This window comes from Nostoc sp. DedQUE07 (assembly GCF_034530975.2).
GTDB lineage: Bacteria > Cyanobacteriota > Cyanobacteriia > Cyanobacteriales > Nostocaceae > Nostoc.
Genome location: NZ_JAVRCC020000024.1, coordinates 40,852 through 54,249, shown reverse-complemented (window position 1 = coordinate 54,249; position 13,398 = coordinate 40,852). Strand labels below are relative to the sequence as shown.

Annotated in this window: 12 protein-coding genes; 5 read left to right on the top strand and 7 right to left on the bottom strand. The window is 42.7% G+C overall.

The genetic code is table 11. The annotated features are described in order from the left end of the window. Window positions 1-123: 123 nt before the first annotated feature. From RMZ95_RS18880 to RMZ95_RS18850, 7 genes are all read right to left on the bottom strand, one after another. Window positions 124-354, bottom strand: coding sequence for a hypothetical protein (locus RMZ95_RS18880; RefSeq protein WP_322684497.1), 231 nt, complete (start codon window positions 352-354; stop codon window positions 124-126). Continuing rightward, window positions 332-433, bottom strand: a complete 102-nt coding sequence (locus tag RMZ95_RS18875) for a BrnT family toxin (RefSeq protein WP_322684498.1) — start codon at window positions 431-433, stop codon at window positions 332-334. Before RMZ95_RS18875 ends, RMZ95_RS18880 begins: the two co-directional genes overlap by 23 nt. Window positions 434-766: 333 nt before the next feature. Continuing rightward, the gene (locus RMZ95_RS18870) at window positions 767-3,190 is read right to left on the bottom strand and encodes a filamentous hemagglutinin N-terminal domain-containing protein (RefSeq protein ID WP_322684499.1); all 2,424 of its coding nucleotides are present in this window, start codon (window positions 3,188-3,190) and stop codon (window positions 767-769) included. 202 nt (window positions 3,191-3,392) lie between these two features. Beyond that, complete coding sequence (locus tag RMZ95_RS18865; protein ID WP_322684500.1) at window positions 3,393-3,716, bottom strand: hypothetical protein; 324 nt, start codon at window positions 3,714-3,716, stop codon at window positions 3,393-3,395. Between the two features lie 576 nt (window positions 3,717-4,292). Next, the gene (locus RMZ95_RS18860; RefSeq protein ID WP_322684501.1) at window positions 4,293-6,755 is read right to left on the bottom strand and encodes a filamentous hemagglutinin N-terminal domain-containing protein; all 2,463 of its coding nucleotides are present in this window, start codon (window positions 6,753-6,755) and stop codon (window positions 4,293-4,295) included. A 168-nt stretch (window positions 6,756-6,923) separates the two neighbouring features. Further along, window positions 6,924-7,250, bottom strand: a complete 327-nt coding sequence (locus tag RMZ95_RS18855; protein ID WP_322684502.1) for a hypothetical protein — start codon at window positions 7,248-7,250, stop codon at window positions 6,924-6,926. A 202-nt stretch (window positions 7,251-7,452) separates the two neighbouring features. Then, entirely contained in the window at window positions 7,453-8,280 is an 828-nt protein-coding gene (locus RMZ95_RS18850) for a carbohydrate ABC transporter permease (RefSeq protein WP_322684503.1), read from the bottom strand. A gap of 181 nt (window positions 8,281-8,461) precedes the next feature. Here RMZ95_RS18850 and RMZ95_RS18845 point away from each other — a divergent pair, with 181 nt between their 5' ends. The 5 genes from RMZ95_RS18845 (at window position 8,462) to folE (ending at window position 13,361) form a co-directional block, all read left to right on the top strand. Then, window positions 8,462-9,160 carry an aldehyde oxygenase (deformylating) gene (locus RMZ95_RS18845; RefSeq protein ID WP_322672174.1) on the top strand — a complete coding sequence of 233 codons (699 nt, stop codon included), beginning with the start codon at window positions 8,462-8,464 and terminating at the stop codon, window positions 9,158-9,160. A gap of 137 nt (window positions 9,161-9,297) precedes the next feature. Then, window positions 9,298-10,317, top strand: coding sequence for a long-chain acyl-[acyl-carrier-protein] reductase (locus tag RMZ95_RS18840; protein WP_322672173.1), 1,020 nt, complete (start codon window positions 9,298-9,300; stop codon window positions 10,315-10,317). Window positions 10,318-10,485: 168 nt separating this feature from the next. Next, entirely contained in the window at window positions 10,486-11,466 is a 981-nt protein-coding gene (locus RMZ95_RS18835) for an acetyl-CoA carboxylase carboxyltransferase subunit alpha (RefSeq protein ID WP_094349744.1), read from the top strand. A 362-nt stretch (window positions 11,467-11,828) separates the two neighbouring features. Further along, window positions 11,829-12,554 (top strand): SDR family oxidoreductase, encoded by a 726-nt coding sequence (locus RMZ95_RS18830; protein WP_322672172.1) that lies wholly within the window; start codon window positions 11,829-11,831, stop codon window positions 12,552-12,554. Window positions 12,555-12,653: 99 nt separating this feature from the next. After that, a complete protein-coding gene (gene folE / locus RMZ95_RS18825) occupies window positions 12,654-13,361 on the top strand; it encodes a GTP cyclohydrolase I FolE (RefSeq protein WP_322672171.1) in 708 nt (235 codons plus the stop codon). Window positions 13,362-13,398: the final 37 nt, after the last annotated feature.

Below are 13,398 nucleotides of genomic sequence, written 5' to 3'. Positions count from 1 at the left end.
AACCACAATCTCCTCTAGGGGCACACAGCTAGTTATGCGCCCCTACCCTATGGTTTTATTTGCTATATCGGCGTACGCATTTGCTATATCGGCGTACCCATTTGTTATTTCGGCGATCGCAGTTTATCTTTCAGTCTTTGGAATTGCTGAGAGTAAGGCACGGAGAGCGTTGTTAACAGCTTCTGATGTTTTGAATATCTCAGCGACATCAGCATCAAGAGTAACTGTCAAAGGAGCTTTTTCTTGCTGACTAGCAAAACGGTTGGGCAAGGCTTTGCGATAGTCAAAGTTATACTCTAGAAGCAAGTCATCGTCTGCGTTGTTGTAGAATTCAGAAGCCTGTGAATTCTTCATAATCTCTTCGTTCTTTCTTGGTTGCTAGACGTGCGCTAATAATACGGATAACGTTTGCTCTTTCTGTAAAACAGACCAATAACAGGCGATTGTCTTGGTCATGTCCGATGATGATTTTTCGACGTTCACCAACAGAGTGCTATTCATCATTGAATATGTAAGCTAGAGGTCGTTAAAGACAGTCTTAACTGCGTCAAAGCTGATACTATGCTTGTTGAGATTCAAACTAGCTTTTTGGTTATCCCACTCAAATTTTAAATTCATCCCCTGATATCAGGCTACTCTACTTGCAATGAAATCCTAATTTGTGAAGGTAGAGCGATCGCAACAAGAGCAGCAATTGCGTAGGTGTAGCCAGCCGTAGGCATCGCGGATGACTGCAAAGTTACGAAATATCGCCATATCTCAAATTTTAATGAGCAGCGCAAGATGTATTGGTGAGCGATGAATTATGGGGCGATTGTGTGGGTACTTGAGCAACCAGAACTACGTTCCCATTGGCATCTATTACCCAGCCTTGGGCTTCTACAATTTGAGTAGGTTCATTGACAAAATTAACTTTCTGTAATTTTTTTTCTGTGTTTCTCTGCGCCTGAACAACGGCTCTTTTCTGAATACCGCCAGCACGATTCTGATTCTCTGGAGGGAGCGCGATCCAATCTGCTAGTACAGCATCATCAGCTATCAATGGCTCCGTGGGATCGGCTACTACTCCTCCACGTCCAGTGGTAATAAATGAATTTCTTGCTATTTTTCCACCAGAACTACAACTAGCAACAATTTGCCGCGAAGCATCAACCAGATTTAGGGGCAGTTCCACTAATCCTTTGCTGGGGTCAGCATCCGGTGAGTTGATTTGTACAGTGCCATTTAATGAAGGATTTTGCTGAGAAAATGCAGTGATGTCACTTGTTGGTAGATTATTCGGGTTTGTTTTGCCTGTTGGATCGAGCTTCTCTACATCTGCACCTGTGCGAGGCACAAAACCAAAGAGGTTCTTAGCAGTGATTGTGATTTTACCACCAGAGCCAGAGAAACCGTTGGCGGTGATATCGTTGTTTCCGAAGGGAGTGGCGACGAGGAAACCATTAGGTGCATTAATGGTGATATTACCGCCAGTTTTATCACCCCCTCCATTAGTGGATATTTGACTATTGCGGCGCATCAGTAACAAGTCTCCCACCTGTAACCCAATATCACCACCCCGATTTGACTCACTATTAGATGTGAGTGTTCCTTCGTCGAGTAGGATGGAGCTAGCAGTTATATTTAGATTTCCGGCTTCTCCTAGTTGATAGGTTGGATCATTTTGAAATTCACTGCTTACAGTTACTACAGCTCCATCCTGAACAATCAATTGCTCTGTAGTCAGCGTTAAGTCTCCAGCAGCTCCAAAACCTCGTGTAGAAGCAAGCAAGCCGCTGACTCTAGAAGTATTTTCCGGGATTCCAATTAATTCTATAGACTCGGATGCGTTTACAGTCAAACGTCCTCCTTGTCCTTTAGCTGGTATAAATTCGCCATAAGGTGACATAGAACCAGCAGATTCTGTTAGTATCCTTGCTCCATCTTGAATACGCAATCTTTTAGTGGTGATAGTTATGTCGCCAGCATTTCCGTTTCCTGAAGTTGCAGTAAACAATCCGCTTGCCAAAAAATTATTACTATTTGGTAAATAGGATTGGGATGCACCGCCAATCAGTTCTACGGAGTCTGAGGCGTTTACGGTCAATAGTCCAGGGGAACCTGAACTAATACGATTACTATTAAGTACTACTTGTGCGCCATCTCTAACAACTAACTTCCTAGTTGTGATTGTTAAATCTCCGGCATTTCCAATGCCGAGATTTCTGGTTCTCAAAGAGGTGCCAGAACCAATCAATTCTACTGAATCTGAGGTAGTTACCGTTAAATTTGCTCTTGGTTCCAAGCTAAGAGTATTAGCTAAAATAATCGAACCTCCATCGAGTACTAACTGCTTACCTTGCACCTGGATATTGCCGCCACCTTCGCCACTGACATCTACATAAGACGGAGTATTAGTTCGTTGAGTTAGTTGAATATTTTGAAAATTCTGAACTCCTTCATATCCCAAACTCCAAGCTTGGTTTGTTGGGTTTAGGTTGACCTTAACCAGACTATTAGCAGCAACACTTCCGAGTTCAATTCTTCCTGACTTTGCTGTTAAATTCCCGCCCTCCAACGTTATGTCACCACCCACTAGTGCCAAAGTTTTACCTGTTTGCACTTGTAGACCAGGAGGGGAACTCAAACTATTAGCTTCGCCATCAAGACTAGGTGCTTGGGATCTATTGTATATGGGAGCTGCACTTGGCCCAAATTGTAAGCCAAAAGGAACGCTGACTGTGAGCAGAGGTATATTTTGAGGTTCTATGGCACTAAACGTTGTACCATCAGCAAAGTTCAGACTATTCGCCGTGCTTGCAATAAATGAACCGTTAATTTGTAAAGACGCATTAGGTCCAAAAACGATCCCATTAGGATTAATCAGAAATAGATTAGCTTTGTATTGAGCTTTAATGATGCCTTCAATGTTAGAAAAAGACTTACCTGTTACTCTGCTAATAATATTCTGAACACCCTCAAGATTTCTAAAATCAGCAGTAGTTCCATTCCTTACAGAAAACTCTTTAAAACTGTGAAACAAGTTGTTTCCTACTAAGGTGCCACCTTCAATACTTGTGATGTTGTTACTTTCTGTAACTTGAGAATTAGTAGGTAGAGTATTATCTCCAATAATTTGAGCTATAGCAGAGTTTGCATAGAAAGTTATTGCACTACTTATTATGACTCTTAGCCATCGATTCCAACTCATAAAATTATTCATACCAAAATATTACAACCCACTAGATAAAAGTTTATTTAGAGGATGTCTGAAAAGTTTTGGCAAGGTATATTTTGTCATTCTGAGTGGAGCGAAGCGGGACGAAGAATCTCGATTTTTCGTTAATTTGTGAGATGCTTCACTTCGCTAGCGCTACGTTCAGGATGACATTTTTGACTTCTCAGACATCCTCTTAGGGACATATCCACCCACCATCTGGACAGCAAGGTAATTTGTCATACCATACACATCCCATTAGTTTCTTTTTCTGGCCTGGAATTGCTAACAATAGTTCATTAACTTTTTGGTCGTTAACAGCATCACTCAATTTAATCTGAGTTAAGTCGAGAATACACTGAACCTTGAAAAATTCTTGCCCTGATATGCCATATTTTTTCACTATCTTGCCTAAATTAGAGTTATTCAATATATTATTCAATTCGTTTTTAATCTCGTCTTCTAATTGCTGTAATTTTTGAGTATCAATGACTGTTTGCTGTGAGGTTTTAGATTCCATGAATTTTGCTCTCCTTGTAGACTGTTAGATGTGTGAACTTATCTTGTGATGTACTAAATAAACGTGAGTTTGATTAATACAGTTTGGCAACGAAGAAATAAATAATACAGAGTTTAGAGTGGTACAAAAGCACTAAGTTTCTAACGCTCTTGTGAACTTCGATAATTATGAATTCAGCTTGACTAGTTATAATTACGCATGGTGTTACAAAACTTCATATATTCTGCCGGATTTGCTTAAAGCATTCATGAATCTGGCTACTCACCGTTGATTACTCAAAAGAATTGAGTAATTGATACCTCCTCAAGTCTCCCACTCTGCTTACGGTTTGGATAAGCCTACAGGCTTTATTAAGGCGATCGCTTGCATAAAGTCCATAGCGAATCAGCGATCGCACTCACACACCTGAATTCAGCCAAAAGAGCGATCGCTTGCATAAAGTCCATAGCGAATCAGCGATCGCACTCACACCTATTTGAGTAAAAAAGCGATCGCTCATATAAAGTTCATTGCAAATCAGCGATGTCTACGATGGGCTACGCCGACGCACCAACAAAAGTTTGAGAATCTCAATTTTTAATTAGCACCGCAAGATGTAGCGACGAGCGAGGAGTTATGAGGCGATGCAGTAGGTACTTGAGCAACCAGAACCACATTCCCATTGGCATCTAAAATCCACCCTTGGGCTTCTACAATTTGAGTAGGTTCATTGACAGAATTAACCTTCTGTGATTTTTCTTCTGTGTTTCCCTGCGCCTGAACAACTGCTCTTTTCTGAATACCGCCAGCCCGATTCTGACTCTCTGGAGGAAGGGCAATCCAATCTGCCAACACTGCATCATCAGCTATCAATGGCTCTGTGGGATCGGCTTGTATTCCTCCACGCCCAGTAGTAAAAAATGAACTTCTTCCTATTTTTCCACCAGAACTACAACCAGCAGCAATTTGCTGCGAAGCATCAACCAGATTTACAGGTAGTTCCACTAATCCTTTACTGGGGTCAGCATCCGGTGAGTTGATTTGTACAGTGCCACTTAATGAAGGATTTTGCTGAGAAAATGCAGTGATATCACTTGTTGGTATATTATTCGGATTTATATCTTTTGGATCGAGTCTCTCCACCTCTGCACGGGTGCGTGACACAAACCCAAAGATATTCTTAGCAGCGATCGCGATTTTACCACCAGAACCAAAGTTGGCGTTAGCGGTAATATCGCTATTTCCGAAGGGAGTAGCGACGAGGAAGCCATTAGGTGCATTGATGGTGATATTACCGCCAGTTTTATCACCTCCAGCATTAGTAGAGATTTGACTGTTGCGACGCATCAGTAACAAGTCCCGCACCTGTACCCCAATATCACCGCCCTTACCTGACTCACTATTAGATGTGAGTTCTCCTTTATCCAGCAGGATGGAACGAGCGCTTATATTGAGTTCGCCTGCTAGACCGAAATTGGATACACCCCCTTGATAGTTAACATTGTTTCGAGCTTCACTGCTCACAGTTATTGCCGCCCCATCTTTGATAACCAATTGCCCTGTAGTTAAGGTCAAGTTGCCGCCATTTCCAGGCCCTTGAGTGCCAGCAAATAAGCTACTGAGCCTAGAACCATTTGCTGAGGTTCCGATTAATTCTACGGACTGAGAGGCGTTCACTGTCAAATCTCCTCCATTTCCTGTAGCTGGTATAAATTGGTTAGAAAAACGCCCAAGTACACCCTCAGAACTTGTTGATATTGCTGCCCCTCCCTCGATACGTAACTTTCCAGTATTAACTATTATGCTGCCAGCATTTTGAGCGCCATAAGTTGCACTAAATAATCCACTGGATATTAAATCACTACCATCTGGCAAAGGAGAAATGGGGATACCTGCAATTAGTTCTACGGAATCTGAGGCGTTGATGGTCAATTGCCCGGCCAATCCCGAACCAACATTGAACATTAAGACTTGCGCTCCATCTTTGGCAATCAACTTTCTGGTAGTGATATTTATATTCCCAGAGTTTCCAGTGTCGAAAGTTCCAGTAGACAAGAACGTATTTAGTCCAAGTTCTACAGACTCGGAAGCGTTCACTGTTAAATTTCCTCCTGGTTGCGCTCCCAGGGTAAAAGCCAAAATTTGTGAACCGTCAGTTACCAGTACTCGTTGTCCTTGCAGGTGGATATTACCGCCACCTTTGCCACTGGTATCTACAGTAGATGGAATCTCACTTTGCTGGGTGAGTTCGATGTTCTGAAAATTTTGAACACCTTCATATCCTAGCGCCCAACCTTGATTCGTTGAATTAAGACTGACCAAACTATTGCCAGCAACGCTTCCTAACTCAATTCTTCCCCCACTTGCTGTTAAATTCCCGCCCTCTAGCGTTATATCGCCGCCTATAAGTGCTAGGGTTTTGCCTTGCTGCACCTGTAGACCAACACCTTGTCCAAAGGTATTAATTGCATTATTGGGACTTGCTTGGGATTGATTGCGGATAGGTCGAGCATTTGTTCCGAATTGTAAACCTATAGGAACACTTTCTGTGAGTAGAGGTGCAGTTTGAGGTGATGTAGCACTAAAGTTTGTACCATCAGCAAAGTTCAAACTACTCGCCGTACTAGCCACAAATGAACCGCCAATATTTAAAGAAGCATTAGGCCCAAAAACGATGCCGTTAGGATTAATCAGAAATACGTTGGCTGTGCCGTTAGCTTTGAGAATGCCATCTATATTAGAAACAGAATTGCCTGTCACCCGACTGATAATGTTCTGAATATTGATTGCATTGTTAAAATGGGCTGTCCTTCCCGCAGAGATAGAAAATTTTTCAAAGCTGTGGAGCAGGTTTGTACCACGAACTGCTCCACCATCGATCTGGTCTATAGGCTGACCATCGATTAGCTTTGGTGTAATGATTGAACTTTCAGATCCAAGCGTAGCATCTTGTTGAATTTGAGCTAGAGCAAAACTCTCAGCAAAAGTGAGCACTCTAGCAATTACTAAAGTACTCACTATTCCTAACTTCCAGTGGCAACTGCTTCGATTTTGAGACATGAAAAACTGGCGCTCAAAACATCAGAGTTTATTAAAATACTGCTTTTTGCTAAGTAGTGATGTTAGTACGCTGATGTTATCTTTGTAGCCTAGCTACTACATAAAAGCAAAGTTTAGTATTTTTACATTCACTAGAATAAACTCTTTGCAGTCCGAAGATAAAATTATTTAGCAGTTACAGCCTAAAGGGCTACCAGTTGATGGACAAGGGATACACAATGCTTTTTTGACTAACACAATTTCTGGTATTGAAGGTCTTGAAGTTTCTGCCAATAATGCATTGGGTTGCTGTTCATCAAGTGCATCATCAGATTTGAGTTGATTTGGATCGAGATTACACTGCCAATGAATTCTCAAGACTCTATATTCTAATAAGCCGTACTTTTCAAGCACTGAGTGTAAGTCAGCGTTTTCTAAGCTTTCATTCATTTTCTGCTGAATTTCTTCTTGTAACTGCTGTAATATTTGAGGATCTATGACTTGTTGAGAACTCATGAGTGTTTTCGTTCCTGACGGGAGGTGTATAATTATTGCTTCAGTTTAGTTAGCAATGATTACGCTCAGTGTCATAAAAGTTCATAATTTTCCTGCGAGATTTTCTTTACAGCTATTTTTAACTAATACCAATTCAAATTATTTCTTGTCGAGTGGGCATCTCTAGTAACTAAAATCGGGCTTCCACTTACCGCCTTCCCCACTAATTCTTAATCCCTGTCGCAGCAATACCCTGAAGAAATTGACGCTGACCGATGAGAAATAATACCATCACTGGAATTGTGGCTATTGTTACTGCTGCCATCATCAAGGGCCAATTATTCGTAAATTGCTCCTGAAACTCAGCCAATGCTAGTTGCACTGTGCTTAATTCTGGTCTTGTCGTAAATACTAGAGGCTTAAATAAATCATTCCACTCACCGATGAAGGTGAACAAAAACAGCGTTAGCAAGGCCGGACGGGCTAAAGGTAACATCACCCGCCACAAAATTTGCAGTCGGTTCGCCCCATCTATCGCTGCGGCTTCCTCTAACTCTACAGGAATTGTCTGGAAATACTGACGTAATAAGAAAATCCCATATCCGCTAACCGCAGTGGGTAAAATCAGCGCCCAGTATGTATTTATCAGGTGTCCCCACTTCAACACCAAAAAGATGGGAATCACCAATAACTGAAAGGGAATCACTAAAGTTGCTAAAACGACTAATAACAGTGCTTGGCGTCCCCGAAACTTCAACCGTGCTAGGGCGTAACCAGCCAAAGCAGAAGTGACAATCTGAAACGCCGTCACAGCGATCGCTACCAAGGTAGAATTAGCAAACGCCAGCAAAAATTTTCCTTGTTGCCACGCAACGCGGTAATTTGCTAAAGACCAGTTATTTTTGAACAAATTTTCTGGGCTGGCGGATGTCGGTGCAAAGGAGGTGAGAAAGACCACAAACAATGGTAGTAAAACGATAAATGCCCCTAGCAGTAAGATTACTAGGCTCAAAAAATCGCTAGATTTCAGATTCGGGTTTGATTTGAACATAAACTTAAACTGCAAAGCATTTATTTCGCTAGTACTAGAACATTGCCCCCAGCAACAATTAATCTATAAACATAGTCTACTTGTTAAGTTAAATTAAACCACAGTAATTGTTACTCTTAGTTCATAGGGAAAATCAATACTTGGTGTCAAATAACTCAGGTTTACAGGAGTAAAGATAACTATGCAGCAGCTTGCAGACCAATTTAAAGAATTAGATTTCAAGAGCGAAACATACAAAGATGCTTATAGCCGGATTAATGCGATCGTGATTGAAGGGGAACAAGAAGCCCATGAAAATTACATCACATTAGCCCAACTGCTGCCAGAATCTCATGATGAATTGATTCGCCTCTCCAAGATGGAAAGCCGACACAAGAAAGGATTTGAAGCTTGTGGGCGGAATTTGGATGTCACCCCAGATTTGCAATTTGCCAAGGAATTTTTCTCTGGACTACACCAAAATTTCCAAACAGCAGCAGCGTCCGGGAAGGTCGTTACTTGTCTGTTGATTCAGTCTTTGATTATCGAATGTTTTGCGATCGCAGCATATAACATTTACATCCCCGTTGCCGATGCTTTTGCCCGCAAAATCACGGAAGGAGTAGTAAAAGATGAGTATAGCCACCTCAACTTTGGAGAAGTTTGGTTGAAAGAACACTTCACAGAATCCAAAGCTGAACTTGAACTTGCAAATCGCCATAACCTACCCATCGTCTGGAAAATGCTCAACCAAGTAGAGGGTGATGCCCACACAATGGCAATGGAAAAAGATGCTTTAGTAGAAGACTTTATGATTCAATACGGTGAAGCATTAAGTAACATAGGCTTCACGACTCGCGACATCATGCGCTTGTCAGCCTACGGACTCATAGCCGCTTAAAAAAGTTAGGAGTGAGGAATGATTAGTGAGAAATTATGAATCGTACTCCTAACTCCTAACTCCTAACTCCTAACTCCTAACTCCTAACTCTACTAAATTCCACGCCCTCAAGACAGCATAAGCCTAATAATCACTACATGTTTGGTCTAATTGGACATTTGACTAGTTTAGAACACGCTCAATCGGTAGCTCAAGAATTGGGATACCCAGAATATGCCGATCAAGGGCTAGACTTTTGGTGCAGCGCCCCACCACAAATTGTCGATAGCATTATTGTCACCAGTATAACTGGGCAACAAATTGAAGGACGGTATGTAGAATCTTGCTTTTTGCCAGAGATGCTTGCTAGTAGGCGCATCAAAGCTGCAACACGCAAAATCCTCAACGCGATGGCCCATGCACAAAAGCATGGCATTAACATTACAGCTTTAGGCGGATTTTCCTCAATTATTTTTGAAAACTTTAAGTTAGACCAGTTTAGCCAAGTCCGCAACATTAAACTAGAGTTTGAACGGTTCACTACAGGAAACACACATACTGCATACATTATTTGTAAGCAGGTGGAAGAAGCCTCAAAACAATTGGGCATCGATCTGTCAAAAGCGACTGTTGCTATATGTGGCGCAACTGGAGACATTGGTAGTGCAGTTACCCGCTGGCTAGATGCGAAAACAGATGTCAAAGAACTTCTGTTGATCGCCCGCGACCAAGAACGCCTCAAAGAACTGCAAGGCGAACTGGGGCGAGGAAAAATCATGGGTTTGACAGAAGCATTACCTGAAGCTGACATTGTAGTTTGGGTTGCGAGTATGCCTAGAGGCGTGGAAATCGACCCGGCCACTTTGAAACAACCCTGTTTATTGATTGATGGTGGCTATCCGAAAAACTTAGCAACAAAAGTTCAGCATCCTGGTGTATATGTGTTAAATGGTGGGATTGTAGAGCATTCCCTGGATATTGACTGGAAAATAATGAAAATCGTCAATATGGACGTGCCAGCCCGCCAGTTGTTTGCTTGTTTTGCCGAATCAATGCTGCTGGAATTTGAGAAGTTATACACGAACTTTTCCTGGGGACGGAATCAGATTACCGTAGACAAAATGGAGCAGATTGGTAAGGTATCAGTGAAACATGGATTTAGACCGCTGTTGGTTTAGTCATTGGTCATTGGTCATTGGTTATTAGTCATTGGTCATTAGTCATTGGTCATTGGTCATTGGTCATTGGTCATTAGTCATTTGTTATTTGCAAAGGACAAAGGACAAAAGACAAAAGACAAAAAACAAAGGATAGATAACTTATAACTCGTACTTATAAACCCTACGATGGCAACTACCGAGCGTAAACCGCTACTGTTAGATTTTGAAAAGCCCCTAGCAGAACTTGCAACCCGAATCGATCAAATTCGGCAACTTGCAGAAGAAAATGGCGTAGATGTTTCTGGTCAAATTCGTCAACTAGAAGCACGCGCCATGCAACTACGTGAGGAAATTTTCACTAGTCTATCCCCGTCCCAGCGATTACAAGTCGCTCGTCATCCGCGTCGCCCCAGTACTCTCGATTACATTCAGGCAATTAGTGATGAATGGATGGAATTGCATGGCGATCGCTGTGGTGGTGACGATCCGGCTTTAGTTGGTGGTGTTGGTCGTCTGAGTGGACAACCTGTGGTGATGTTGGGTCATCAAAAAGGCCGCGATACTAAAGACAATATTGCCCGTAACTTTGGAATGCCTTACCCTGGCGGCTACCGCAAAGCCATGCGGTTGATGGAACACGCCAACAAGTTTAGTATGCCGATACTAACTTTTATCGACACACCAGGAGCTTGGTCTGGGGTAGAAGCAGAACACCAAGGTCAAGGAGAAGCGATCGCTTACAACTTACGGGAAATGTTTTGCTTAGATGTGCCAATTATCTGCACAGTTATCGGTGAAGGTGGTTCCGGCGGCGCACTTGGTATTGGTGTAGGCGATCGCTTACTCATGTTTGAACACTCCGTTTATACCGTCGCCACTCCCGAAGCCTGCGCTGCAATTTTGTGGAAAGATGCTGGTAAGGCTCCCCAAGCCGCTGTGGCGCTAAAAATTATTTCCCACGACCTGAAAAAGTTGGGAATTATCGACCAAATACTGCCTGAACCCACTGGTGGCGCTCATTCCGACCCCTTAAAAGCCGCTACTACTCTTAAGCAAGTGCTGATGGAAAACTTAGACGAACTCAATCGTTTAACCGCTCCAGAACGCCGCCAACTGCGCTATGAAAAATTCCGCAAAATTGGTGTCTTTACAGAAGTTGCCCACTAAAGCAACTCTATAATGATAGATTAGCAAAACAGCAATGCTATAATTGCCTATGTGCTTAAAGATTTTTAACAATCTAGCCATAGGCATTTGCATTTTTTGCAAGTCTACTCAATTTGATTGAGTGGATTTTGTATTATGTAAATAATCTAATTTGAATGTACGATGTACCGCGTGGTTTTCCAGGCAACAATTTGTTGTCTTTACTGTTAAAAACCACAATATGGTTACTATTGTGCTGCATCATAACATCTGCTTAATGAAAATCATCAGATTTTTAGATTCCTTTAATCTATCCAAACCGAGAAGTGTGAATAATGGGGTGGTAATAGGCTTTGGGAACTGCCAAAACATTGGGAGACACTATGAGTGTTGAGCAAAAACGACGCGCCCTGATTACTGGGGCCAGTAGTGGAATTGGGAAAGCAACAGCTTTAGCCTTTGCAAAAGCGGGAATAGATGTTGCCTTAGTCAGCCGTTCTTTGGATAAGTTGGAGGCAGTAAGAGAAGCCGTAGAGCATACTGGGGTGGAAGCGAAAGCTTACGCTGTAGATTTAGCGCGGATTTTGGAAGTCAAAGACAAGATCCAAGCGATCGCCCTTGACTTTGGTGATATAAACATTCTGGTAAACAATGCTGGCATCGCTTATACAGGCGCTTTGAGCGAAATTCCCCTAGAAGACTGGCAGCAGGTAATTGACTTGAATCTCACCAGTGTGTTTCAGTGCATTGTGGGGATTTTACCTTCAATGCGCGATCGAGGCACAGGCACAATTATCAACGTCGCCTCAATTGCCGCCAAGCAACCCTTTCCCGGTTGGGGAGCATACAGCGTCAGCAAAGCTGGTTTGATAGCCCTCTCTCAAACCCTGGCACAAGAAGAACGCATTCACGGTATTCGTGTCACAGCTATTTGTCCCGGCGCAGTCAATACCGAACTTTGGGATACAGAAACAGTCCATGTCAACTTAGACCGTTCCAAAATGTTAACCCCGGAAATTGTGGCTCAATCAATTCTCTACACAGTTCTGTTACCACAACAGGCAGTGATTGATGAATTGACTCTGATGCCCAGCGCTGGCGCACTCTAAATTAGTCCTTCGTCCTTTGTCTTTTGTCTTTTGCAAATGACCAATGACTAATGACTAATGACTAATGACTGATGACTAAACCATAACCAAGACTGAATCATGACTATTGCTAGTTCCAACGGTTCCAATTGCTCTCAATCGCCTCTGATTCCCGATTTGGCAGAAGCCATAACTCCTAGACCCGATCGCAACACCCACAACGGGCGACAACCGGATGTGTTCCCGCCAACAGAGGAACAGATGGAGGAAATGAAAGACGCCGTGCGGACACTAATACTGGGAGTTGGCGAAGACCCCGAACGCGAAGGACTCCTAAAAACACCCAAACGAGTAGCCGAAGCAATGCGGTTTCTGACCAGTGGCTACAACCAATCTCTTGAAGAACTTGTTAACGATGCCATCTTTGATGAAGGGCATAGCGAGATGGTACTTGTTAGAGATATTAACTTCTTTAGTCTGTGCGAACACCACATGCTGCCATTTATGGGTAGAGCGCACGTTGCTTATATTCCTAACCAAAAAGTTGTTGGACTGAGTAAGCTGGCCCGGATTGTTGAGATGTATTCCCGTCGCTTACAAGTACAAGAGAGACTAACCCGCCAAATTGCCGAAGCAATCCAGACCATTTTAGAACCTCAAGGCGTTGCTGTAGTGATGGAAGCTAGCCACATGTGTATGGTGATGCGTGGCGTCCAGAAACCAGGTTCTTGGACTGTCACGAGCGCAATGCTTGGTGTATTTCAAGAAGACAACAAAACCCGCGAAGAATTTTTCAACTTGATTCGCCACCAACCAGCATTCTTTTAATAAATGGGGAGTGGGGTTAGGGGAGAGGTGACAGGTG